Raw genomic sequence first — 20794 nt, forward strand, 5'->3', positions numbered from 1 at the left:
TGGCTTCGCAGTCCCCATCACACTCCACCAGGCGCAGGTCGCGCCAGGCGCTGGCCCACGCCTGGACCCGGATCGAGTCTTCGGGAGCGACGAGCCCCTCCGAGGCTGACACCGAGGCGGCGACACCCAGCTCGTTCAGGAGCCGAGAGACCCTCTCGACCTCTGCATCCCGTGTGGCCAGAGCTGGTGACGAGAGCTGGACTCCGAGTTGAACAGCATCATGGCCGTCCTTGCGCTCGACCAGCGCGTTGTGCCAGTGGCCCATCCCTCCAAGGTACGCCCCACGAGGTCCTAACAATCCCCATCGGACCCATCTGCGCTGTGCACGCCCGATCCGCTCGTCATCGGCAGAGAGTCACCACCGACTGGGCCGCCCCGAAGGTTTTGGACAGCCCGAAATAGATCGAACTGTTACCTCGCAAGAGGGGCCAAAGCGGGCAGTCAGGCCGTAGGTTGACCAAACCCCGCACTGATGGTTCCGAAGGAGGTCAGATGGCGTCTGAGTACTGCGGCCCGCGTAGGCCACTCGACCCCGTCTCGGATGTAGTCGAGATTAGTGACACCACGCCACAGCAGGCAGGCGAGGTCTCGCGGCTGCTGGCCCAGCAGTACGCGGATGGGGTTCTATATGAGTTCCAGATCCCCCATGGCGGTATCTACGACAAGGCCAAGGACGCTTGGAGCTTCCAGGCGGCAGGCATGTTCGACGGCGCTGTACTGCTGGGGGCTGCCCCGGCCAGCGAGCGGCACAGCTCCGTCGCAGTGTGGTGGCCCTCGGAAGCGCATGAGCGTCTCATGTGCCGGCCTGAGTTCCGCGGTCTGGCGAAAAAGCTGGGGATGAACTAATCCCCCGGATGGGCCCCCTCGCCAGAGGGGGCCTTATCGCCGTTCATGTTTATCCACAGAACGCCGTTCCGCTGCTCCGCGTCGGCTGTGGTGGCTACGCTTGTCGGCATGGGCTCATTCTTGGAGACAGGCGACCAGGTCGCGTCTATCTTGGGGGCTCTGGCTGGTATCGCATCGCTCGCTGTAGCGGTTTATGCCTTGCGCGTGAGTGCCAGAGGGGGAGGTGGCGATAGGCCGCCATCTCAGTCGTCCAAAGATGCCGGGCTTATTATCATGACCATTATGTGGACGTTCGGAGCCTGGATATCCGTCGTCTGCGTGGCGAAATGGGCCCCCGAAGAAGATCAATGGTGGTACCTGGGTGCCACTGTCTTCTCGTTTTTCTATATGGCGACAAACTCGGCAGATCGGCTCTATAAGAAGCACACACAGCAGGCTTATCTAGAGGTATGGTATTGGTTTCGCGCGGTCCATAGCCTTATAGCGGCAGTCATATGGATCGTAGTTATATCGGACAGAATCATCTGGGCCGCTTCGCTAGTTGATTGAGGTCTCGCAGGTCGACCAGTTTTGCCATTTTGTAATATAGCTCGTTTTCCCAGCTAGATCGTCACTTTCGGTGCCCCTGCGGACACCTAACGACCGGTCCCAGATTCGTACATTCCCGGAGAGGGGAGACTACCCTCCCACGTGAATACGCATGATCCGGGGTATCCCCCCATCCCCTGACCTGGGCTTTCGCCCTCCCACCTTGCCCCTGACCTGGCACTTCGTTCTTTAGTCCTGAGTGCTGACTCTGTCAGCCCTCAACCCCCTGTTTGCCCAGCTCAGAGCCTGTTTCCTGCCTCTCTGCCCTCTACTCGCCCTACCCTGCCTAGCCCGTGTCTCAGGCCAATTTCTGCCCTCTGACCTGGAGGAATGGAAGAAAGTAGGGGGAGCATGTTGACAGCGGTAAGACAGTCTGCGCTTAATGGAGTCGTTCCACCACGGAGCATCGCCCCCACTGGGGACGGTGCACCGGGGGAGCCCCCGAGAAACCGTTCTCGCAAGGGACTGTCGATTCGAAGTCACAATGGTAAGACAGTGGTTAGACAGTTGGACGGAAAGGCAGTAGAGTGGGGGTTAACCCGAAAGGGCGACTCGCCAAGTCGCACCACTCGGGAGGGAAACGCGGGAGACCGGACCGCTAAGCGGTGCCGCACCGAAGTTTCCCTCAAGAGAGCGGTGAGACAGCGGAGAGACATTCTGCTAAGGTGGAAATGGAAAACCGAAACCCGGCAACGGCGACCGGAAGCGCGGGAATCGCTCGCGAAAGTGCCTCTTGCTAGGAGGTAACCAAGCGCCCGGAAGGGCGCGGTACGGCAGTCGCTACGAACGTCAGTGACCCGGTTGGGCCGGGAAGCGGAGTGGCTGCGCGAAGGGCTAGAGCCTAGCGGGTAGGGCGGACGTTTCTTGAAAACTACAGAGCGTGTCGAGAGTGCTTTGGGCGGAGGACTGCCCGTAGGACGCTCGGGGATGCCCTTGCTGGCAGGCTCGCCGGAACGTCGTGAGACGTCCCGGACAGAAGCCCAGTGAGTCAGCTACCTGACCGCCTAGACGAGTCCAATGACCATGCGTTCGCTCACTCGGCACCACGTGAGAGCGCCGAAATGCGCTCGACAAATCGCGAGTAGACGGCTCTGCTCGCATGACGGACAGGCACTCACGCCCACGGGGCGCGATGAACGTCAGTACATTACCTGTCCAGACCCTACAAAGGCCGGGCAACCCGAAATGGTTGTGTGGGTAGCCAGTCGCTTCCGGCGGCTGGTGACGCGAGGTTCGATTCCTCAGCCCGGCCGCAAGGGCAAAAAATTTGCTCTGATATAGCGGTAAGACAGTGGTAAGATTGGAGGTGCGTAATGACGCGTAATGCCGATGGTCCCTGGACCATGGAACGAATGGTCAATCTCAGGCGCGGTGAGCGTCTGAGTAGCAAGGATGTGCAGCATCGAACCAAGGGTGCGCACGTCAAGAAGACCTATCGCACCTCCGGCAGACCGGATGGGCTGGGTCTTGAGAACCGATTCGAGGCTCTGCCTGGCAGTTCTCGGGACCGCCGCAAGCTGCGCCGGGCCCTGGAGCGTCAGGAGAAGGCCCGGAACGGCCTAGAGGTGACCACTGCCCCCGCACTCAAGGACAAGGCCGCAGGTCGGATGCCCGGAATGGGCACGGACTTCACCGAAATCCTGCACACGGCCATGGGGCGCCACACCAAGGCACACGCGGACTTCCACGCCAAGCGTGGGTCCGGAATCCCGCTGGGAGGTTGCAAGTGAAACTCGGGAACCTCGGTCGGATCGACCGCACGAAGCTGGAGCGCCTGGCGCAGCTGTCCGGCATCTCCCGTGAGGACCTGGACAAGGCCCTGGCCACCCATGGGGTTTCGGGGCTCACGTTCACCACCGGCGGCACCGATCGCTGACATTTAACAGCGGTAAGTCAGCGGTACGACACAAAGGAGCTTGACTTGTCTGTTCTGATCGAGAAGTTCCACCTGGAGACCGGTGACGCGGTCCGGGACAACGCTGGCGACCACGGGATCGTCACACGCGCGCCCTACACGCATCGCGAGTACGGCACGGTCGCGGACGTCGAATTCGTTCAGTGGCTCGGGAAACCACACCTGCTGGAGTACCAGGTCTTCCCGCAATTCCTTACCCAGACATCTGGCTGCGAATGTGGCAACCCGTTCATCCTTTGCCACCCGGAAGCGTGAGAAATGGGACGCCACCGCCGCGGGTCACGCCACAAATGGCTTGTAATGGGGACCCTGTTCCTGGTCGGGGTCGGCCTAATTGCTTACACGATCCTGCGACACCTGTACTTCGCGCCAGAGGACACCGCACCTATCTGGCTGTGCCGCTTCCAAGGCAACGGCGAATGCGGACCCTGTTCTGCCCCAATCTCGATCGACCCAATCCAGTTCTTTCGCCCATCCGAATGGTGGTAGCCGCCTGCCTTCTATGGGGCCCTTCGGGGCTCTGTGGTGGACATACGGGTCGATCCACGAAAGGACATGAAATGACCGTTCTGCACACTGATTATGGCCGCGTCTGGCAGCTCGACGCACCCGAGACCCTGGACGACACGGTTGTGTCGCCCGCCCTCCAAGAGCTGATCGACTCGGAGATCGTGAACCTGGACCACGGGATCGAGTTCGACCACGGCTCGGATGACTTCCGCTTGGAGCTGTATGGCCCGTGGCAGGGCTCGGACTACAGCGGAAGCGACATCGAGGAGTCCAACCAGCGTTCCCTGGTCCGCGACTTCCCGGGCCTGCTCCTCGATGGCACGCAGTACTACGGCCACTGCGGCTACGGACTTCAGATCACGCCCGACTTCGGTTCAGACCCGGAGACCGCAGAGTTCGCCGAGGAACTGGTCCGCGTCCTGATCAGCCTCAAGCACGACTACCCGCTGTACGACGAGCAGGACAACGGGGAGCTGAACCAGGAGCGCGCACAGCAGGCGTGGGATTCGTGGCTTTGCAGTGACACGGTCCACGAGATCCAGAAGGTCACCGGCCTGGACGTCCACCTCTCCGCGATGGAGGACGAGTTCTGGGAGTTGCTGTGCGAGCACGAGATCTACCCAGAGGCCGAGGGGCACCGTGACGTCCGTTTTGAGGGCGTGGGGGACGAGGCGTTCGTCTTCGCCCTGGCCGTCCGTGGAGTTGAACTGGGCCACTTCGACCGAGACGAGGTCGAGGACTTGACGGACACGGGCTACGCCCTGCTCGGGGCCTGGATCAACCAGACGTACGAGTGGCCGCTCAAGGGCCAGATGAGCGTTTTCGACGCCCTGTGAGCCGTTTGGTGTCCGGCCTGCCCGGACGCTGCTCAGCCCACATGGGACAACCACTGGAAAGGACTCCACATGACCACCGCTGAGATCTGTGTTCAGGCTGGTGCCAAGCTACTCGACCGCAATCGCCCCGGCTGGGAGCGCGAGATCGACCTTCACGAGATGGACGTCAGCGACCCCTGGCGCTGCCCATTGGCGCAGCTTTTCGGCAGCTACACCGAGGGGCTTGACCGACTCGACGTGAACGACTCGATGGTGTTCGGATTCGAGTCCGGCCGTGCCGATTACTCCGACCTGACCTTCGCCTGGCGCGAGCTGATCACCGAGCGTCGTACGTCCGCCTAAGCCCTGTCTTCATCGAGCCCACGGACCTGCGCCGTGGGCTCTGTTGTTCACAGGACCTTCTTCCATCATCCCTACCGCATGAGGAGTGCCCCTCCATGTCCAACGCCGCCCCCATGAGCACCGGCAAGCGGTTCCTGAACTACGAGAGCCAGCGCGGGGCTCTGCTGCACATCTGCGCTCCCCGGCTCACGGGTCCGCAGCATCGCCGCCTCATCCACAAGGAGAACCGGCGTCTCGCGCAGCGCCGGAAGGCGAACGCGGAGGCCATCCGTCTGGAGAAGGCGAACACGCCGGCCATCCGTCCGTGTGGTGGCTCGGAGTACTGCATCACCGGGTCCGGTAACAAGGCCCGTTCGATCCACAAGAAGTGCGAGGTGGCGGCCTGATGTTTATCGACACCAGCAACGGGATCACGATGCAGGAGCGAATGGTGATCTGGCAGGCGCTCCGCGAACTGGTCGAGAAGTACGAGGCGCGCATCACCGAAGACGCCCGTCAGTTCGGGCTCGACTTCACTTGCATCAAGCACGACCGCGAGGACGTGAAGCTCGCCAAGTCTGCGCTCGACAAGCTCTAAACCCCCAAGACGTCCAAGGCCGCCCCAACCAGGGCGGCCTTTTCCATGCCCTTGGAAGGAATCGCAATGCGCATCTACGCGACGAGCCTGACCGCTGAGTCTATGGGCGTGCACCTGGGGAAGTGGTTCGACCTGGCCGAGTACGACGACGCGTACACGGTCGAGAGCGTCATCTACGACGAGCTGACTATGTGGGAGTGGCGCATCGACAAGATCGACGCTTCCTTCCCGATCAGTCTCCAGACGGACCTGGAGACCCTGGTCAAGCTCCAGACGACCTACCTGGACGACCTCTACTACCACGAGGCGTTCGAGCTGTATGCGCAGTACCACGGCGATGTGACGTACGCCGTGGACCATTTCGAGGACGCGTACCGGGGCCTCTGGAAGAGCCTGGAGGACTACGCGCTCGACTGGTTTGAGGAGATCCACGGGGACGTGAACCTTCCCGGCTATCGCATCGAGATCGACGAAATCGCGTGGCGCTGCGACCACGTCGAGCTGGACGGGTCCGGGGGAACGCACATCTTCTCCGCAATCTGATGACCTTTGGTGGGGCCAAGTCACGTGCCCGGCCTTCGCCATGGCTCATCCGCCACACGGAAAGGACCCGCACATGGATGACGACGACATCGAGTACCGCATCAAGATGACCCTCTCCGGTGAATACGAGGTCATCGCGGAGGACCGCGGAGAGAATGAGATCCGGACCGTTTACACACAGGACCTTTGGGCGTGCTGAATGGCGATCAAGGAATGGCTGGTCTTTGAGGCCGTCTGCGACGGCTGTGACGAGGTGCACGACGCTGCCGACAGCTTCAGCGAGGAAGAGGCCCTCATTCGAGCCGAAGCGGCTGGCTGGGTCCGCACCGCGAACGAGATCCATTGCTCGCCGTGTGCACGAAGGCTGGTGACTGCCTGATGAGCGACTACGCAGACGTTACGGAGATCTACGAGGCAGCACGCGACTTCGTAGAGGTCTGGGCTGAGGAGGCCCAAACCTTGCCGTGCGACTACGGCTGCACGATGACGTGCTCGGAGGCCGAGACGCTCGCCATTCTCCTACGCGCATTCGGGAAGACCGAGGTCGCGGACTCGATGCTGGCCGAGCACGCCGAGTACGACGAGCCGGGGGACATGCACTACGAAGGGGAGTTGGGGTGATCGACATGTCCGCACTGGCCGAGCTGAAAGGCCGCGTGCAGTCCTGGGTCGAGAGCCGAAAGGACCTCTCAGAGCGAGATGGGGCCCTCAACACTCCCGGCCCCAACGAATGGGGGTGGTCCGACGACGAAGCGTCGAACATCGTCGACGAACTGGCGGACGTACTCGGCATCAGCTAACTCGGACGGATTCATTGAGGGTCGGGCCTGCGGGGTCGGCCTTCTTTGTGTCCCGCTCGAATCCACTCTCCGAAAGGACACTGGAATGGCTACTAAGAAGGACCCCCCCGTAATCGGCGAGGCTGCGTTCGACAATCCCTTCGGAGACTTGGCCGAGGCGTTGGACCCGTACTGCGAGGGCGCGAAGGTCGGTGTGATGGTCACGCTGATGAGTGCGTTCTCCGCGTACGTCGGTCCCGAGGTCCGGGTTGAGACCGGTCGTGGGACGTCCCCGCTGGCGTGCTGGTTCGTGTTGGTCGGTGCCTCCGGCAAGGGGCGCAAGGGTGCCACGGCCAGAGCTTCGCTGCCCGTCATAAAGATGGGCTTCAAGGCGTGGGGAGCTGCCCACATAGTTCACGGTATCCCCGCTACGGGGCTGGGCTTCATGACCGAGCTGACCGAGCACCACGGCTCCAGCCTCTTCGTGATCGAAGAGGAGATGGACACGTTCGTCAGCAACGCGAAGAGGGACGTCAAGGTCGGCGTGTACCTCAGGAAGAGCTGGGACGGCGAGACTCTGGCCCACAAGACGGCCAAGGTGGATATGCAGGTCGCGAGCCCGCACATTGGGTTTGTCGGGCATGTTCAGCCCAAGAACTGGGGCGCGATCAGCGGGAGCAAGGACGCTACCGGAGGCACGTACAACCGCTTCCTTGCCGTGTACGTCGAGAAGAGCAAGACCGTTCCCGTGTTCGGAGGACCGAACACGACCGAGGTCGTTCGGGTGACGTCCGGGAAGCTCCAGAGCCTCGGCTTCTGGGCACGTGAGTCACAGCCGGTGGTGAAGGTGCCGGCGGATGTCGCGGTCCTGTTCGAGGAGCATCACCGGCCCGTGTGCGAAGGGCTCACCGAGGAAAACGAGGCTCTGTCGGAAATGGCAGAGCGGGCTCTTGCCTACCTGGTCCGGATTAGTGCTCTGTACGCCCTGGCTGACAGGCGGACGGAGATCGCGGTTGAGGACCTGGACAGCGCCCTGGCCCTCATCAAGTACAGCGTGGACAGCGTCCGGTACGTCCTGCCTGAGACCGGTGGAGAGTCGATCTCTCAGAAGATCCTCTGTGCCCTGGAGAACAACATCGACTTGGAGACCATGGAGCCGCTCCCCATGTCCATGACCGAGGTCTGGGACGTGGTGGGGCGCAACGTGAAGCGTACCGAGATCCTTCGTGCGCTCACCCAGCTTCCGCAGGTCGAACGGTTCCAAGGCGAGTCTTCCGGTGGACGTCCCCCGATCATGTTGCGCCTGGTCGAAGACGTCGAAGAGACCGAAGATGTTGAGGAACTGGAGCCCGTGGCTTGATCAGTCTCGAATGCACAGACTGTAAGAGCCCCCTCGAATGGAAGGGTAAGGGAAGAAAGCCAAAGAGATGCGCTCCCTGCAAGAAGAAGGCGAGTCGGGCCGCGCATTCCAAGGTCGTCCACCGGATTCGGCGGCACGGGCAGGACAAGCCTGTGTCCCGGTGGGGTGACATCTGGCTCACGGATGGCAAGGCAATTCGGCGAGAGGCTCGGTACGTCTGGGGAGCCACAGGAGAAGCCGACGAGACCGTCACCAACCGTTCCGGGGTGTTCCACTACGCCGGGCCGGATGGCCTCCCGGATATGGGCCTCACGGTCTCCGACGCAGATGGCTGCGGCGATGTCCGGCACCGAATTCTGGAGAACGCCCGGCTTGCCAAGGAATCGGACGAGGCTGTCGCGTGGCTCGGGGCGAATCACAACTGGTGGAAGTTCGAGGAGTTCGCGCACGAGTCCTTCGCCAGGGACGTCACGGACTCGGCGATGGTCCACGGCGGCGATTACGAGGACGCCCCCGACGAGACCTCGCACAAGCACCGGTGCTCGTTCTGTTGCGAGCGCAAGCCGCTGGTCCTGGCGGCCGAGTTCTGTTCTGCGGATTGCCTGACCGACTACGTACGGGCCTTCGGGCCTGACGGCCTGGACCTGAGTGGGGGGCCTGGATGCACACGACACGCGAGGGATGGCTGAAGGCGTCGATCGAGCTGCTGCGCCCGTGGTTCACCGAGCAGCAGCATGAGATCCCCGAGCTGTACGTATCCGTCTCCTTCCCCGCGACCGGGGGAAGGAGTGGCCAGCGGATTGGCGAGTGCCACCACTCCAGCAGGGACGGCAGCCCCCACGTCTTGGTCCACCCGTACCTGGAGGACCCCATCCGAGTGCTGGACGTGGTCGTTCACGAGCTGGTTCACGTGGTGATGGGGCCCGACGTCGGACACAAGGCTCCGTTCAGGCACCTCGCTCTGGAAATTGGGCTCACTGGCGAGTCGATGAAGGCAACTGTGGCAACGCCCGAGCTGCGGGAGGTCCTGGCGTCCATGGTCCGAAGAAGCCTCGGACCTTACCCGCATTCGGCGCTTCAGCAGTACGTGCCCAAGCAGCAGAGCCGACAGATGAAGGTCGTCTGCGTCTCCGCCGACTGCCCGGCATTCAACCCCAAGAAGAAGGACGGACGTCATGTCGTCCGCATGTCCGCGACCCGCTTTGAGGAGTGGGGCAACATCTGCGGCGCTTGCGCCGAGCCCATGGTGATGGAGGTCCAGGCATGACGCAGGCGAAGCCCGCTAAGGGGCGCGAAGTGACGCTCGGTTGGACCCGTACCGAAACGTTCCGGCAGACCTTCGCGATCCCGGCCGACGAGTTGGAGGACTTCCTTGATGAGGGCGGCGAACTGGACCAAGAGGCGCTGGAGGCGTTGATCCACGGGCTGGAGGACACCACGGAAGCGTTCGAGGACAGCACCGACTTCGAGATGTGGGTCGTTGAGGTGGCCAAATGATCTACACCCTGACCAGCGAGTGGCTGTCGCGCTTCGCGTTCCGAGACACCGACTGGAAGCCCGTCCTGTTCTGCACAGCGTGCATGAGGGACGTCGGTCCCGAGGACGGATGCGACAACTCGATCGAGGACGGAATCGACCTGGAACAGGCCGTGCGCTGGTCGCACACGCACACGTGCCCCACGAGAAAGGAGATCGGGTGACCGAGGATTCCGGCTGGCCTGAGTGGAAGAGGCAGGCCGTTAGTCGCATGAGGTCGCTCCTCAAGGAGACCGCAACGGTCTCCGAGTACGCCAACGAACTGGACCACGACCTGGACGGGATGGAGGACGTCCCCGAGTTCGTGGACCTGGACAACGTCGGTATCGCGCTCGACAGCATCCTTGCCGCCGTCGAGCGAGCCAAGATCCAGCTCACCATCCTCCGCGTGGCCACCCCCGCCGACGAGCAGCACTGACGGAAGGAAGTAGCTCCATGGCCCAGAAGACCGTGATCCATTTCATTGACGACATCGACGGCTCCAAGGCAGACGAGACCCTCCGCTTCTCCATCGACGGGGGGAGTTACGAGATCGACCTGAGCAACGCCAACGCGATGAAGCTGCGGGCGGCGATGCGCCCGTTCATGCAGAAGGCCCGCAAGGCTCCCGGCAGCCTGCCCCGAGGTGTCCAGCGCCTGGAGCGCAACTCCGACGTCCAGGCGCGGAGGGAGAAGCTCAAGGCCATTCGAGAGTGGGCCAAGCAGCAGAGCCCGGTGATCCACGTGTGCGAGCGGGGTCGCATCCCGATCAACGTCGAGCAGGCGTACGACGCCGCGCACAGTTAGACGACAGCCAACCCTTGGCCCGCCCCCGGCCTACGGGCCGGGGGCTTTCGCATGGAGCCTCATGAAGATCCGCGTTGAGTTCACGGTCGAGGTCGATCCGGACGAGCTGTGGCAGGTCGAGCCCGAACAGCGGCGTGAGTGGCTCGCAACGGAGATTGCGGCCGACATCTCCGAGATTCCCAGCATCACCGAGGTTGAGGCCCGCATCAGATGGCACCGCCTCGGCAGCACGCAGATCCCCTACGTCATCGAGTACGCGGCCGAGAAGGGTCACTCCATCCGGCTCCAGAAGGAGCTGGATTCCCTTAGCGAGTTCTCCTAGCGAGAGGAAGCACATGGTTCTGGTCGAGATCTTCCACAACGTGGCCACCGACGAGACGGGCCGACCGCTGAACTTCCTGGGTTACCAGCCCGGTCAGCCCATCGTGAAGGTGTTCGTGTACGAGTCCGAGGGCGCGGACCCCACGGAGCCGATCGCCTACGAAGAGCTGGCCGAGGAGGTGTACTGCCTCGGCAACGGCATCGCGCACTCCCGCAGTGGCGAGTACTACGCCCGCAAGCTGCGCTCGCCGAGCGTGGGAGACCTGATCCGCATTGGTGAGGTTTGGATGAGCGTTGAGCGTGCGAGCTTCAAGTTCCTCCCCGCCCACGAACCCAACGACATCACCGACAAGCACGAGGGCGAGCACGGCACGCAGCCGTGGAAGGAGTAGCGCCCGAGATCTTTCTTCCGTCGTGAGCCCCGGCATCCGCCGGGGCTTTTCTCATGCCCAAGGGAGCTGCATGGACCTGGCCGACATCGTCAACAAGATCGAGTCCGACCTCGCCCCCCTGTTCAAGGTGATGAAGATCGCGGAGGAGGAGATTGAGGCAGCGCAGAAGCGCCACCACGAACCGGTAGGGGAGGGTGACGGGCCGATCTGGAACTCGTTCCTTCTGCTTCAGCCCACCCACCCGAGGATGCAGACCGAAAGTCTCTACCGGGCGCACTGCCGGGAGCTGCTCGACCGCCGAGGCAAGGGCGAGGACACCAGGTCGGCCACAGGGGCAGAGATGATCTTCGCCCTGTCTCAGGCGAGCTTGGCGGCGCCGCTGACCTCTGGCGCGGCGGGCCTCTACCTGAAGCTCGGGCAGGAGTGCTTCCCCGAGATCATCGGCGAAGTGATGAAGGACATCAACCGCTCAGTGGGCGACTACGAGCGGCTCCACGGTCGGGAGATGGAGGAACACCAGGAATTCCTGAAGAAGAAGATGCGCCAGGAGTGGCGCACCAAGTAACCCCGGATGCTCCGCGGGCCCCGGCTTTGGCCGGGGCCCTTCGTGTTGAGAGGCAAATGGACATCTACAAGCCTTCGCCCCGGTGGGACCCGTGGGCGAACATCCCCGAGACCGAACGAGTGGGTCTGGTGGTGGTTGTGGGTTGCGGAGGGGCCAAGCTCGACAGGCCCGCACCGGCCGGACAGATGTACGTCGGGACCTTCCACAGACTCTGCCGGCAAGCCGCAGAGCGGCTTCGCCCGGATCGGCTTTTCATTCTTTCAGCGAAGTACGGGCTGGTTCGCCCCGACCACTACATCCGGCCCTACGACATCCGGATTGGCGATCCCGATCAGGTGCAGCCGGAGCGGTTAGAGCGCCAGGCCAAGAAGGAGGGCTGCTGGTACGCGGATCTGGTCATCGTCCTGGCTGGCCACGCCTATGTCGATCTCACTCGAACAGTCTGGCCTGACGCGGTTGCTCCTTTGGCGGGAGCGCGAGGGATAGGCGAGATGCGGGCCATCCTCACCGAGATCAGAGACAAGCGATAGCGACCCATGCTCGACGGCCCCCGGCGTATGTCGGGGGCCTCTCTGTTGGAAGGAGCCCTCGTGCGATTCACGGACCTACCTGTCCTCGCCCATCAATCCGACCCCAAGTACAACGAGACGCTGACCCTGGTTGAGCTTCCGAACGGCGACTTCTTGCTCCTCTACACCTTCGACGATGAGGAGCCCGAGGCACAGCACTGGGAGTGGAAGGAGAAGGCGAATGTCTGGGACGCCTTCCAGCGACGAGCCGAGGCGATGCGGGAGACGGAGCAGGGAGCGGAAGGGCGGTGAGTGATGACATGCGAAGCAGAATTCGGGATGTCCTCCTTGCCTTGGTTCCGCTGGCTATCGCTGAGCTGGCTCCGTTGACCTTCAGGGAACGCCAAGTCCTTGCTCTGGAGGCGTCGGAGACCGTGTCGAGCCGGGCCGACGAGTTGATGTTCGCCTCTCACAAGAAGCCAGGAGTACTGGGACCGATGGCCCGCGGCTTCGCCGCTCTGGCCTACCAGCCGGGCGGGATCACGTTGCTTGGGTTGCACGCCTGCGTTCGCCCGCATATCGGATGTCCCGCCCTACGAGAGCGCCCCAAGTGTTGTAGCTGCACTGACGAGACCTGCGCCGCGTTCTGCCGAAACGGCTGCACTATGGGCGCGGAGTTGTGCTGCACGCCCCGATCGCCCTTCGGCAACGTGATGGAGGACGCCTGACATGGCTCACGGAGGCAGCGCGATTTGGGGCGGCTCCCGTGTGGAGCTGACCGAGATGCACAACGAGATCCGCCCTGGCGCCCAGGGTGTGTCCCGAGGCCAGCGACAGGACGGCGAGGTCTTGGTTGAGCTGGACGACGGCCGCGAGGTCCGCCTTCCGCTGAACAAGCTGGTGCGCATCGATAGGAAAAGGATCACGCCTGACGACCTCTCGGGATGGTACCCCCATGTCTTCGAGGTTCGTGAGGGGTATCACCGCGATCGGATTGTCCAGCAGGCGGACATCGATGGCTACCACTACGAGCTGCGGGGGCGTTCGGGCCGCTGGTATGTCACCAGGGCCTACGTCGCGGGCCGGGCTCTTGATAGCCAAGTCTTCCGAACGAAGTTCTTCCAGAACCAGCGCCTGGCCGAAGAGGCGTTCAACCTCTTCGTCTACGGCTGACCCCAAAACGACGAAAGGCCCCCTCCCGGAAGGGAGGGGGCTTGTTTCTTCTACCAGAGGGGGACCGTGGCGTCCCCGCGGCCGGTGCCCGGAATGGGAGCGCCTTGCTGCGATCGTCGTGGTAGACGTACCGGCCGGTGCCGAGGTCAGGGTTCGGGATGCCCTCGGGCCGTAGGGGTCGTAATGGATGGCCACAAGGGTCCTCTCACAAAGCAAGCCCCGCCCCCCTGCTAGCCGGGGAGCCTCCGTTCCCCCTTAGGACGGCAGGCGAGGCACGGACAGCAGTCCTCCCCGGTCTTTAGTTTGGCTTCGTGCAGAAGCTGGTAGTTGGCAAGCTTCTCTCCGAAGTTCGGCGATCCGTCGTCGACGAGGATCTTGAGCTTGGCGGCCTGTGCCGGGCTGGGAATCCACTCTGTTGTCATGCCTCCAGCCTCCCCTGGGCCCGCGAGGGGGAGTACCTGAAATCCGGTACAGCGGAGGAGTTAGCGCCGGGGGCGGAAGTAGGACACGATCGCCGAGATCGCAGCGACCTTGGCGGTCTCCCAGAGGACGGCCAGGTCCACGCCGTCGGAGCCGTGCAGCTCCGACCACACAGCCGGGGCCACGGCCAGGACGACCGCGACCGCCAGGCCGTGAGCTAGCGAAACGGCGGCGTGCTGTAGGCGCGAGAGGTTCTCGGACTGGAGCTGCCCGTCGTCCAACAGATCGGGAATGACCTGGTCGCGGAACCAGCCGGCTTCGTCTTCGAGGCGAACGCCTCGGGGCCTACGATGCCTGCCAACCATTCGGCACCTCCTTTCAGGTGATCGGGGCTTCCCAGGTGAGTCGCCAGGTGTTGGGTCCGACAATGCCGTCAACTGCGAGACCCTTTTCCTTCTGGAATGCACGGCAAGCAGACTTAGAAGCAGGACCGTAGACGCCGTCAGCGTCAATTCGCCAGCCGCGCTTGCGCACCTGCTCCTGCCACTGGCGAGCAGCAGCCGTCTTTCGCATGGGCGGGTACTGGAGGTAGACCCCGGGAAAGTTGGGGGCTTTGGACGGCTTCGGCGCGGGCTTCGGCTTGGAAGGCTTAGGTGGCGCGGGCTTGGAAGGTACGTTGTCGTACGCAGGTCGGCCAAAACCGGCGACCTCAGCAGCGCCCCGGACGCGGCGCTTACAAGCATTGCCCGTGTTTCCCTCAATGGTCTGGACTCGCCCGTCACCGAGGTTCTTCTCAATAATGCCGACGTGATCGATAGCTGAGATGTTGTTGGTGGTGCCCCAGTCGAAGAAGACGATGTCTCCCGGCTTGGACTTCTTCAAGTTCTCAGCGGTGCCGGTGAACCACTTGCCGAGCTTCTGGAAATCCTGCGCGTGCAGGACGGTGTACGCCCGCCCGCCCTTGGGGCAGACCTCCTTGGCGTTGCCGGACTGCCAGGCCCAGTAGGTGATCGCAGCGTCACACCAAGCCCAGTTCCAATCGCCCAGCGACTTGTCAATGTTCTTCAGGTACCACTTCTGGATGTGGTTGGGTTCGCCCAGGCCGAGGGACTTTCGGGCCTCAGTGAGCATTTCCGCAGGGGTTCCCATTACTTCTCCTCTCCGTCATAAACGCCATCGGAGTTCGGCTCGCCGTACAGCTCTCGCAGCACGGCCTCTTCGTCGTCGTGGGTTGGGTCGGCCTCGGGGTTCGGCAGGGCCTCAGGCATCTGCTCGTCGGGCATGAATGGCTCCTTCTCTTAGGGCTTTCCGGAAACCTTGGTGAACTGGGCGATGAAGGAAATGAGGAGTCCGAGGTAGGCGATGGGGATGCCGTACTTCCAGCGCTCGACGGAACGGAGTCGCTGCTCCATGTCCGCCTGTTCCTCTCGGGTGTCGGTCATCAGGGTTGTGAGGCGACACAGTTCCTCGTTGACTCTTGCGAGCTGCTCGTTCATCTTTACGAACTGCTCGTAGATGTCCTTGGTGGAGATGAAGACGCCACCATCGGATTCGGTAGGTGCCATGGCACTCTCCATGGGTGGGCATGAGAAAGGACCCCGCCGGAGGCAGGGCCCTGAGTGCGTTTTGGGGCGTTTACACGACCTGGTCGATTGTCGCGGTCAAGATGTTGGTGCCGTTCCAGATGCCGGCCAGGGTGAGGGGTACCTCGGCCGTGCCGTTCCACAGGGACCAGGACCCTTTTGGAGTTGGGGCACCGGGATCGGGCAGGGGTGCAGCGTCCGAGTCGGTGTTCTGGTCGGTTGCGGGGCTCACTGGCTCGTCCTCACGATGACGGTCCCCGCAGGGGTTCCAGCTGGGACAGGATCAGAGGCGCCGAGGGCCAGGACGGGGGCCATCTTCACCGGGGCAGCCGTGCCGTTGCCGTGGACGGTGTAGCCGTTCGGGTCGATGCCCCAGAGCGTTTGCGTTCGGGGCTCGTCCTGGATCTCGATGGTGTTGGCGGTTGGGTTGGCGTGCCGGACCAGTCGGACGGCTGGGTCCCATGCGTGGGGGCTCTTGGCTCGGTAGCCGCCCCATTCGTTGAGCCAGGCGCTCGGGGTGCCCTGGACCTTGAACTCGGCGATGTTGGGGTCATCCACGCCGATGGAGTAGGCACGGTTGTGCTCAAGCAGCGGCTCGCTGGGGGCTGATGTGGCTTCGCTGTTGGCCGGGACGGCGTTCTGGGCTCCGAGGTTGGGCGCGTACAGGGTGCCGTCCGCGCGGAATCCGGCAACGGGGTTGCCGCTTGGGTCGCGGATCTGGAGCAGGTCCGCGGACTGCGTTGCCGCCGCCTGGACGGTGATCGGCACGTTGCCGGGCGCCGAGGGGAGGAGTTGTAGGTCGCCGTACTGGTCGAAGTGGGTCTTGCGTACCCACTGGGGGATCTGGTCGGTGCCGATGTTGAGGTAAATCCCCAGTGCTTCGGCGGCGCCTGTCCGATCTCCGGCGGGGATACGGACCCGCAGGGCTGAGGTGGCTAGGTCGCCGTTGGGAATGCGGATGGTACTGCCGCCGACCGTCCGGACGGCCCCGTCCAGGGGGTCGCCCGGCGGGGGAGGGGCGCTGGGGGCGACCTCGGTGTAAACGGGTTCGACCAAAATGGCTCGATGGAAAATCGTCGCGGTGAGGGTCCCGCTTGACGATCGGTGCATGGTCCGCGCGTAGTACCGCTGGCCGGGTGTCAGACCAGGGATCAGTTTGCGGCGGCCCGATCCGGAGAATCGGGATTCCTGCTGCGCTGCGGCGATGTCCTGAGATGCCGGGACTACCACCGGGCCGGAGGCATCGTTGGATCGGATCTCATAGCCGCAGAATGCGTAGCCGGTGCCCTCACATTCCAACTGGGCATAGACGGTGACATAGACGCAGCCGCTCGGAGGCGCTGTGAACGTGACGCCCACCTGAGGGGTTCCCGGGACAAAGGCGGTGCTGGTGGTGAAGACGTCAGCATTGTGTTCCGCCTCGACCGGGTCCATGCGCTCTGAACTCAGCGGGTACCACGGCGCCCAATAGGGGCGCCCGTCCTCGTGCAAGCGCCCGAGAAGGACAGTGCCGGCCCCGGTCTCGCGGGGGTTGTAGATGACCTCTCCGGGTGTGGCTGGAGGGACCGCACCGGGCAGGTAGGGCCGGACCCGGGCGCCCATGAACCACCGCCCGTCCACTGCCGCACCCCAGAACTCTGAGGTCACCTGGGAAGCGGGAGGCTGTCGCCACGCTCCGATAGGTGTGCGGTCGGGACCGATCGCGTAGATGTTGGTGCCCGCCAGGAGGATCGGGCGGATCTCATGATTGGCGCGGTCGAGGTGCAGGACGACCACGTCCCACCGGTCCGTTGTTCCGGCGTTGGGCACAGTGGTCAGCACCTTGGGTGCCGTGAGCCGGTAGTGGTAGCCCGAGACTGAGCCGTCACCCGGGTTGATCTGGATTGTGCCGGGCTCGTTCCCCGGCTGGATGGTGAGCTGCGGCAGGCCCGGGTGGCCATGCACGCCGTTGTCGGCCCAGGGCAACACCATCGCTGTCCAATCGCTTTCAGTGACGAACTCGCCGGGCCCGTCGCTGAAGGGATAGCTTCGTTCGGTCTCGTCGGCCATCTGGTCCTTCCTTCTTTCTTAGGGGGTGACCGACACCGTTACGACGTTCGAGGTCTTGACGATGGGGCCTGAGGGGTAGGCACTGCGGGAGACCACGCGCAGCGAGAAAGTGCTGTCGAGGGGGACTTCGAAGGGGATCGAGTACGCGGTGTAGTTGAAGTGCGGCACTGTCTCGTAGCTCCGCCAGGTTCCGTCCTGGAGGTACTGGACCTCCAGGTCCCCGTAGGTGGTGTCGATGCCCGTGAGCCTGATCCGGGTGTATTGCCGGTAGGTCTGCGGGGGTGTGTGGAGGGTGATCGTCCCGTTCTCCATCACGAAGTGCTCGGCTGCCTGAATTTTGACCACGTCGTCGCTCCAGGGGCCGACCGAGCCCGAGCGCGTTACGCGGGCCCGCCAGTAGCGGGCCAGGTTGAGCGTTCCGATAGAGGTGACGTAGAACCAGCCGTTTGTGGTCTTGCTGGACACCTTGATCGAACTGGATGAGACGGTGTTCCAGTCGGTGCCGTTGGTTGACCACTCCAGGTCGGGCTGGGCTTGGGAGGCCGCTACATACCGGGGGCTCTCCGGATCGGAGGGGATGGTGATGCGGAGCTGGAACGCCTGTCCCACGATCGGGCGCCGGGTGGTGGCGTAGACGCCTTCGCCGTCCCAATTGGACGTCGCCAGGTACAGCCTCGGGGCGTCCGGCCGGTTTCGGCTCAGCGCATTGGTTTCCTCGCGCGCCGAGGCATGTTCGACGCGGTGTCGCAGGCGCCGCATCTCGCGGTAGATGTAGGGCGTCTGTGTGGCGTCCCCTGCCCCGATCGTCGGAGAGACCGTCCACAGCGCGTCTGCCGAGGTGGCCAGTTTGACTTCGCGGACCTGCTCTCGCAGGGTGCCGTCAATGTCGGTCATCGAGGGGGGAAGAAACCTCGTGTCAAGGACAGCTCGTACAACGTCGCCGACGTCGTAATGTGTGCCGAAGGCGGTGTCAGGCGTGTCGACGGCTTCAAGAGTGAAGGAGCCGGTCGGGCCCAGTTCCACGAGCTGCCGGAAGCCCTCGTTGTCGAATTGGACGTCGACGCCGGCCCCAGGGGCCGGCGCTAGGGCGTCCCCGCGGTGGATGGTGTCGGGCTGGTAGGGCCATTCGGCCTCGCGGACGTCGACCAGGGCCTCGGCGGTGACGTTCCACTCGGTCTCGATCGCCTGTCGGCCGCCGTAGGGGTCTGACCACTGGTGCTCATAGAGCCTGTTTCCGACGGCGTCCTTGTCGTCCCAGTCCTTCCAATGCGGCGGGTCCCAGAGATCGTTCTTCCGGGAACGGTAGTAGCGGCGATCCGAGGCAGTGGTTTCGCCGCCCATGATGACCCTGGTCGCCTCGGGGGCCGCAGCGACCAGGGTGTAGCTCGACAGGTTCCCGGCTGCGGGGTCAAGAACGATGCGTTCGGAGCGGTCGGTGATCTGGGTGATGTTGAGGAATATGCCCTCGACCGGGTTGCCGGGGGTCTGGCCCGGCGTGGGCATCGGCTGCCAGCGGCACTGGATGCGATACCCGGCCGCGTCCGCCAGCTCGAACAGCGTTGTGGCCAGATCGGCCATCCGAATCGGATAGCCCTTCCACAGGCTGTCGGCGGGATACTCCGACAGGTACGCAGGGACGTTGCCTCCGACGCGGAAGTGCCGGACCCTTCGACTCTGGTCCTGCTCTCGGCTGTTCTGCACGGGCAGCGCGTAGTTCTCGCGCAATACCGACCAGATGAACTCGGCGCTGTTGCCTGGGGCCCGGGTGACGCCGCTGGCGTCGGTGATGAGGGGGACCCAGTCGAGGGCTGGGTTGCTGGCGTTGACGCCGATGCCCTCACGGATGAGGGGCCAGCGTGGACTGGCCCTTCCAACGCGCTCCTTAAGGATGGCGTTGTCGCAGGGACCGGAGACCATCAGGTCCGAACCTGAGTCGTCCGCTGACCAGGATCGCTCGATACGGCGGATGGGGCCAGAGAACACAGGCCAGGTGTGCTCGTCTGGTCTGTAGACAACGACGCCCCGGCCCGGCCGGACCAGCGTGGCCTGGTCGGCGCCGGTAGGCATGGTCATCGTCCAGGCCCCGACCGCGTTAAGTCGGATGATCGCTTCAAAGTTCGTGTAAACGTCGACCTCGCCGAGGAGAGGCATACGGTTGGTGTCTGGGGCGGGCTTGTCCCACACAAAGACGCGAAAGTGTGCGGCGGCCATCACATCCCCAGGTATCTCGGTCGGAAGGTGCCTTGCAGTTTGGAGGGGCGAACACCAGCGGGCAGCCCTTGAATGGACACGACGTTGGGGCCGGGGTCCAGGGTCCAGAACGTGGGATTGATCGCCAGCGTGGACCAGTCCGCGGTGGCTCCCGCCGAGGCTGTGACCTTCACCTTGCCTGGCTCAGTGACGATGGTTGCTGACTGGCCGGCGCCGAGTGACAGCGTCTTGATCATGAGGGTCTGCTGCGGCCCATACCTGGTTGCCTCGCGCACCAGATTGAAGGGGCCACTAATGGGACCCACGATGGTCCATGTCGGGTAGGCACCCACAGAACCCGGATTAACGATGGTGACCTTGTCGACCCAGCGTGGGTCGGATGTCAACTTGAAGCCGCCGGATTCGCCGTCATCAGAAAGAAAGACGTTGTCGTCTGGGAAGAACGGCTTGAGACCGGCGGGAGTCTCGGAGAAGGTCTTGACGATGTCGCGGCGGGCTCGGAAGAACGGCTCGGTCGACCGCAGGACGAGCCCGTACCTTCCCCACGTCAGCCCGTTGTCGGTACCCTCGTCACCTTCCAGACCTCCCGCGTAGTAGACATCGATCTCGCGCTGGTCTTCGTAGGTGCCCTCGGTGTCGGCCTCGGCGACGATGAGTTTGGGAGACCGGGTGGCCATCAGGGAGGGATTGAGAGCGGAGACTAGCCGGCGCTTTTGGGCGACCATCGCGGGACGGGTCTCGCCGTAGATGGTGAGGGGGAGCAGGATCTCTCGGGACAGGCCCCGCACGGCTCGGGGGTACGAGCCGTGCAGGGCGGGGTACTCCTCGACCTGGACATCCCACGGAAGCATATCGAGCCCCTTGGCGCCCTTGTTCAGCCATACGTCACCTGTTCCGCCAACGGCCGACAAGGGGAACTGCGACCCATCTACCCCTTCAAGGATGACCATTGG

The 20794-nt window shown here is 63.6% G+C and carries 34 protein-coding genes; 26 read left to right on the forward strand and 8 right to left on the reverse strand.

Translation table 11 applies throughout. The features are described 5' to 3' along the window. Positions 1 to 492: 492 nt before the first annotated feature. The 26 genes from ACQPY4_RS03860 to ACQPY4_RS03985 all read left to right on the forward strand — a co-directional run bounded on the left by ACQPY4_RS03860 (position 493) and on the right by ACQPY4_RS03985 (position 13578). The gene (locus ACQPY4_RS03860; RefSeq protein WP_433332457.1) at positions 493 to 846 is read left to right on the forward strand and encodes a hypothetical protein; all 354 of its coding nucleotides are present in this window, start codon (positions 493 to 495) and stop codon (positions 844 to 846) included. A gap of 1940 nt (positions 847 to 2786) precedes the next feature. Next, entirely contained in the window at positions 2787 to 3164 is a 378-nt protein-coding gene (locus ACQPY4_RS03865) for a hypothetical protein (protein WP_433332459.1), read from the forward strand. Then, a complete protein-coding gene (locus ACQPY4_RS03870; protein WP_433332461.1) occupies positions 3161 to 3310 on the forward strand; it encodes a hypothetical protein in 150 nt (49 codons plus the stop codon). Before ACQPY4_RS03865 ends, ACQPY4_RS03870 begins: the two co-directional genes overlap by 4 nt. Positions 3311 to 3355: 45 nt before the next feature. Continuing rightward, on the forward strand, positions 3356 to 3604 hold the full coding sequence (locus ACQPY4_RS03875; RefSeq protein WP_433332463.1) for a hypothetical protein: 249 nt from the start codon (positions 3356 to 3358) through the stop codon (positions 3602 to 3604). 305 nt (positions 3605 to 3909) lie between these two features. Continuing rightward, positions 3910 to 4695, forward strand: a complete 786-nt coding sequence (locus ACQPY4_RS03880; protein ID WP_433332465.1) for a hypothetical protein — start codon at positions 3910 to 3912, stop codon at positions 4693 to 4695. Positions 4696 to 4764: 69 nt separating this feature from the next. After that, positions 4765 to 5037: a hypothetical protein gene (locus ACQPY4_RS03885; protein ID WP_433332467.1), complete on the forward strand. Its 273-nt coding sequence runs from the start codon at positions 4765 to 4767 to the stop codon at positions 5035 to 5037. A 95-nt stretch (positions 5038 to 5132) separates the two neighbouring features. Further along, positions 5133 to 5423, forward strand: coding sequence for a hypothetical protein (locus ACQPY4_RS03890; RefSeq protein ID WP_433332469.1), 291 nt, complete (start codon positions 5133 to 5135; stop codon positions 5421 to 5423). Further along, the gene (locus ACQPY4_RS03895; RefSeq protein ID WP_433332471.1) at positions 5423 to 5614 is read left to right on the forward strand and encodes a hypothetical protein; all 192 of its coding nucleotides are present in this window, start codon (positions 5423 to 5425) and stop codon (positions 5612 to 5614) included. Before ACQPY4_RS03890 ends, ACQPY4_RS03895 begins: the two co-directional genes overlap by 1 nt. Positions 5615 to 5680: 66 nt before the next feature. Then, positions 5681 to 6157: an antirestriction protein ArdA gene (locus tag ACQPY4_RS03900; protein WP_433332473.1), complete on the forward strand. Its 477-nt coding sequence runs from the start codon at positions 5681 to 5683 to the stop codon at positions 6155 to 6157. Positions 6158 to 6230: 73 nt separating this feature from the next. Then, on the forward strand, positions 6231 to 6356 hold the full coding sequence (locus ACQPY4_RS03905) for a hypothetical protein (RefSeq protein WP_433332475.1): 126 nt from the start codon (positions 6231 to 6233) through the stop codon (positions 6354 to 6356). Beyond that, positions 6357 to 6536, forward strand: a complete 180-nt coding sequence (locus ACQPY4_RS03910; protein ID WP_433332477.1) for a hypothetical protein — start codon at positions 6357 to 6359, stop codon at positions 6534 to 6536. It abuts the gene before it with no gap. Beyond that, positions 6536 to 6778, forward strand: coding sequence for a hypothetical protein (locus tag ACQPY4_RS03915; protein ID WP_433332479.1), 243 nt, complete (start codon positions 6536 to 6538; stop codon positions 6776 to 6778). Before ACQPY4_RS03910 ends, ACQPY4_RS03915 begins: the two co-directional genes overlap by 1 nt. Next, complete coding sequence (locus ACQPY4_RS03920; RefSeq protein ID WP_433332481.1) at positions 6775 to 6957, forward strand: hypothetical protein; 183 nt, start codon at positions 6775 to 6777, stop codon at positions 6955 to 6957. Before ACQPY4_RS03915 ends, ACQPY4_RS03920 begins: the two co-directional genes overlap by 4 nt. Before the next feature lie 85 nt (positions 6958 to 7042). After that, a complete protein-coding gene (locus ACQPY4_RS03925) occupies positions 7043 to 8296 on the forward strand; it encodes a DUF3987 domain-containing protein (RefSeq protein ID WP_433332483.1) in 1254 nt (417 codons plus the stop codon). Beyond that, positions 8293 to 8985 (forward strand): hypothetical protein, encoded by a 693-nt coding sequence (locus ACQPY4_RS03930; RefSeq protein ID WP_433332485.1) that lies wholly within the window; start codon positions 8293 to 8295, stop codon positions 8983 to 8985. The genes ACQPY4_RS03925 and ACQPY4_RS03930 overlap by 4 nt, the downstream gene beginning before the upstream one ends. Then, the gene (locus tag ACQPY4_RS03935; RefSeq protein WP_433332487.1) at positions 8958 to 9563 is read left to right on the forward strand and encodes a hypothetical protein; all 606 of its coding nucleotides are present in this window, start codon (positions 8958 to 8960) and stop codon (positions 9561 to 9563) included. Before ACQPY4_RS03930 ends, ACQPY4_RS03935 begins: the two co-directional genes overlap by 28 nt. After that, entirely contained in the window at positions 9560 to 9793 is a 234-nt protein-coding gene (locus ACQPY4_RS03940; RefSeq protein WP_433332489.1) for a hypothetical protein, read from the forward strand. The genes ACQPY4_RS03935 and ACQPY4_RS03940 overlap by 4 nt, the downstream gene beginning before the upstream one ends. After that, positions 9790 to 9996, forward strand: a complete 207-nt coding sequence (locus ACQPY4_RS03945; RefSeq protein WP_433332491.1) for a hypothetical protein — start codon at positions 9790 to 9792, stop codon at positions 9994 to 9996. The genes ACQPY4_RS03940 and ACQPY4_RS03945 overlap by 4 nt, the downstream gene beginning before the upstream one ends. A gap of 47 nt (positions 9997 to 10043) precedes the next feature. Further along, positions 10044 to 10250, forward strand: coding sequence for a hypothetical protein (locus ACQPY4_RS03950; RefSeq protein WP_433332493.1), 207 nt, complete (start codon positions 10044 to 10046; stop codon positions 10248 to 10250). Positions 10251 to 10267: 17 nt separating this feature from the next. Next, positions 10268 to 10618, forward strand: coding sequence for a histone-like nucleoid-structuring protein Lsr2 (locus tag ACQPY4_RS03955; protein ID WP_433332495.1), 351 nt, complete (start codon positions 10268 to 10270; stop codon positions 10616 to 10618). 61 nt (positions 10619 to 10679) lie between these two features. Then, the gene (locus ACQPY4_RS03960; protein WP_433332497.1) at positions 10680 to 10940 is read left to right on the forward strand and encodes a hypothetical protein; all 261 of its coding nucleotides are present in this window, start codon (positions 10680 to 10682) and stop codon (positions 10938 to 10940) included. Between the two features lie 13 nt (positions 10941 to 10953). Then, entirely contained in the window at positions 10954 to 11331 is a 378-nt protein-coding gene (locus tag ACQPY4_RS03965; protein WP_433332499.1) for a hypothetical protein, read from the forward strand. 70 nt (positions 11332 to 11401) lie between these two features. Further along, positions 11402 to 11896, forward strand: coding sequence for a hypothetical protein (locus tag ACQPY4_RS03970; RefSeq protein WP_433332501.1), 495 nt, complete (start codon positions 11402 to 11404; stop codon positions 11894 to 11896). Between the two features lie 56 nt (positions 11897 to 11952). Then, entirely contained in the window at positions 11953 to 12426 is a 474-nt protein-coding gene (locus ACQPY4_RS03975) for a DUF6884 domain-containing protein (protein ID WP_433332502.1), read from the forward strand. A 60-nt stretch (positions 12427 to 12486) separates the two neighbouring features. After that, a complete protein-coding gene (locus tag ACQPY4_RS03980) occupies positions 12487 to 12717 on the forward strand; it encodes a hypothetical protein (protein ID WP_433332504.1) in 231 nt (76 codons plus the stop codon). Between the two features lie 456 nt (positions 12718 to 13173). Next, a complete protein-coding gene (locus ACQPY4_RS03985; RefSeq protein ID WP_433332506.1) occupies positions 13174 to 13578 on the forward strand; it encodes a hypothetical protein in 405 nt (134 codons plus the stop codon). Positions 13579 to 14060: 482 nt separating this feature from the next. Here the strand turns inward: ACQPY4_RS03985 and ACQPY4_RS03990 are convergent, their stop codons facing one another. The 8 genes from ACQPY4_RS03990 to ACQPY4_RS04025 all read right to left on the reverse strand — a co-directional run bounded on the left by ACQPY4_RS03990 (position 14061) and on the right by ACQPY4_RS04025 (position 20791). Next, a complete protein-coding gene (locus ACQPY4_RS03990) occupies positions 14061 to 14363 on the reverse strand; it encodes a hypothetical protein (RefSeq protein ID WP_433332508.1) in 303 nt (100 codons plus the stop codon). 13 nt (positions 14364 to 14376) lie between these two features. Next, positions 14377 to 15147 (reverse strand): peptidoglycan-binding protein, encoded by a 771-nt coding sequence (locus ACQPY4_RS03995; RefSeq protein WP_433332510.1) that lies wholly within the window; start codon positions 15145 to 15147, stop codon positions 14377 to 14379. Then, positions 15147 to 15281, reverse strand: a complete 135-nt coding sequence (locus ACQPY4_RS04000) for a hypothetical protein (protein ID WP_433332512.1) — start codon at positions 15279 to 15281, stop codon at positions 15147 to 15149. Before ACQPY4_RS04000 ends, ACQPY4_RS03995 begins: the two co-directional genes overlap by 1 nt. A 15-nt stretch (positions 15282 to 15296) precedes the next feature. Continuing rightward, positions 15297 to 15563, reverse strand: coding sequence for a hypothetical protein (locus tag ACQPY4_RS04005; protein ID WP_433332514.1), 267 nt, complete (start codon positions 15561 to 15563; stop codon positions 15297 to 15299). A gap of 70 nt (positions 15564 to 15633) precedes the next feature. Next, positions 15634 to 15813, reverse strand: coding sequence for a hypothetical protein (locus ACQPY4_RS04010; protein WP_433332516.1), 180 nt, complete (start codon positions 15811 to 15813; stop codon positions 15634 to 15636). Beyond that, positions 15810 to 17630: a hypothetical protein gene (locus ACQPY4_RS04015; protein WP_433332518.1), complete on the reverse strand. Its 1821-nt coding sequence runs from the start codon at positions 17628 to 17630 to the stop codon at positions 15810 to 15812. The genes ACQPY4_RS04010 and ACQPY4_RS04015 overlap by 4 nt, the downstream gene beginning before the upstream one ends. A gap of 18 nt (positions 17631 to 17648) precedes the next feature. Continuing rightward, positions 17649 to 19841 (reverse strand): Gp37-like protein, encoded by a 2193-nt coding sequence (locus tag ACQPY4_RS04020; RefSeq protein WP_433332520.1) that lies wholly within the window; start codon positions 19839 to 19841, stop codon positions 17649 to 17651. Next, a complete protein-coding gene (locus ACQPY4_RS04025) occupies positions 19841 to 20791 on the reverse strand; it encodes a hypothetical protein (RefSeq protein WP_433332522.1) in 951 nt (316 codons plus the stop codon). The genes ACQPY4_RS04020 and ACQPY4_RS04025 overlap by 1 nt, the downstream gene beginning before the upstream one ends. Between the last annotated feature and the right edge of the window lie 3 nt (positions 20792 to 20794).

It is taken from the genome of Spirillospora sp. CA-294931 (genome assembly GCF_050946795.1).
Lineage (GTDB): Bacteria > Actinomycetota > Actinomycetes > Streptosporangiales > Streptosporangiaceae > Spirillospora.

Coding starts and splice junctions, on each gene's coding strand:
- ACQPY4_RS03960 (WP_433332497.1), top strand. CDS start 10,680: ATGAAGATCCGCGTTGAGTTCACGGTCGAGGTCGATCCGGACGAGCTG.
- ACQPY4_RS03865 (WP_433332459.1), top strand. CDS start 2,787: ATGGTCAATCTCAGGCGCGGTGAGCGTCTGAGTAGCAAGGATGTGCAG.
- ACQPY4_RS03915 (WP_433332479.1), top strand. CDS start 6,536: ATGAGCGACTACGCAGACGTTACGGAGATCTACGAGGCAGCACGCGAC.
- ACQPY4_RS03860 (WP_433332457.1), top strand. CDS start 493: ATGGCGTCTGAGTACTGCGGCCCGCGTAGGCCACTCGACCCCGTCTCG.
- ACQPY4_RS03965 (WP_433332499.1), top strand. CDS start 10,954: ATGGTTCTGGTCGAGATCTTCCACAACGTGGCCACCGACGAGACGGGC.
- ACQPY4_RS04000 (WP_433332512.1), bottom strand. CDS start 15,281: ATGCCCGACGAGCAGATGCCTGAGGCCCTGCCGAACCCCGAGGCCGAC.
- ACQPY4_RS03900 (WP_433332473.1), top strand. CDS start 5,681: ATGCGCATCTACGCGACGAGCCTGACCGCTGAGTCTATGGGCGTGCAC.
- ACQPY4_RS04005 (WP_433332514.1), bottom strand. CDS start 15,563: ATGGCACCTACCGAATCCGATGGTGGCGTCTTCATCTCCACCAAGGAC.
- ACQPY4_RS03910 (WP_433332477.1), top strand. CDS start 6,357: ATGGCGATCAAGGAATGGCTGGTCTTTGAGGCCGTCTGCGACGGCTGT.
- ACQPY4_RS03885 (WP_433332467.1), top strand. CDS start 4,765: ATGACCACCGCTGAGATCTGTGTTCAGGCTGGTGCCAAGCTACTCGAC.
- ACQPY4_RS03895 (WP_433332471.1), top strand. CDS start 5,423: ATGTTTATCGACACCAGCAACGGGATCACGATGCAGGAGCGAATGGTG.
- ACQPY4_RS03935 (WP_433332487.1), top strand. CDS start 8,958: ATGCACACGACACGCGAGGGATGGCTGAAGGCGTCGATCGAGCTGCTG.
- ACQPY4_RS03955 (WP_433332495.1), top strand. CDS start 10,268: ATGGCCCAGAAGACCGTGATCCATTTCATTGACGACATCGACGGCTCC.
- ACQPY4_RS04015 (WP_433332518.1), bottom strand. CDS start 17,630: ATGGCCGACGAGACCGAACGAAGCTATCCCTTCAGCGACGGGCCCGGC.
- ACQPY4_RS03890 (WP_433332469.1), top strand. CDS start 5,133: ATGTCCAACGCCGCCCCCATGAGCACCGGCAAGCGGTTCCTGAACTAC.
- ACQPY4_RS03905 (WP_433332475.1), top strand. CDS start 6,231: ATGGATGACGACGACATCGAGTACCGCATCAAGATGACCCTCTCCGGT.
- ACQPY4_RS03950 (WP_433332493.1), top strand. CDS start 10,044: ATGAGGTCGCTCCTCAAGGAGACCGCAACGGTCTCCGAGTACGCCAAC.
- ACQPY4_RS03945 (WP_433332491.1), top strand. CDS start 9,790: ATGATCTACACCCTGACCAGCGAGTGGCTGTCGCGCTTCGCGTTCCGA.
- ACQPY4_RS04025 (WP_433332522.1), bottom strand. CDS start 20,791: ATGGTCATCCTTGAAGGGGTAGATGGGTCGCAGTTCCCCTTGTCGGCC.
- ACQPY4_RS03925 (WP_433332483.1), top strand. CDS start 7,043: ATGGCTACTAAGAAGGACCCCCCCGTAATCGGCGAGGCTGCGTTCGAC.
- ACQPY4_RS03990 (WP_433332508.1), bottom strand. CDS start 14,363: ATGGTTGGCAGGCATCGTAGGCCCCGAGGCGTTCGCCTCGAAGACGAA.
- ACQPY4_RS03940 (WP_433332489.1), top strand. CDS start 9,560: ATGACGCAGGCGAAGCCCGCTAAGGGGCGCGAAGTGACGCTCGGTTGG.
- ACQPY4_RS03975 (WP_433332502.1), top strand. CDS start 11,953: ATGGACATCTACAAGCCTTCGCCCCGGTGGGACCCGTGGGCGAACATC.
- ACQPY4_RS04020 (WP_433332520.1), bottom strand. CDS start 19,841: ATGGCCGCCGCACACTTTCGCGTCTTTGTGTGGGACAAGCCCGCCCCA.
- ACQPY4_RS03970 (WP_433332501.1), top strand. CDS start 11,402: ATGGACCTGGCCGACATCGTCAACAAGATCGAGTCCGACCTCGCCCCC.
- ACQPY4_RS03995 (WP_433332510.1), bottom strand. CDS start 15,147: ATGGGAACCCCTGCGGAAATGCTCACTGAGGCCCGAAAGTCCCTCGGC.
- ACQPY4_RS03880 (WP_433332465.1), top strand. CDS start 3,910: ATGACCGTTCTGCACACTGATTATGGCCGCGTCTGGCAGCTCGACGCA.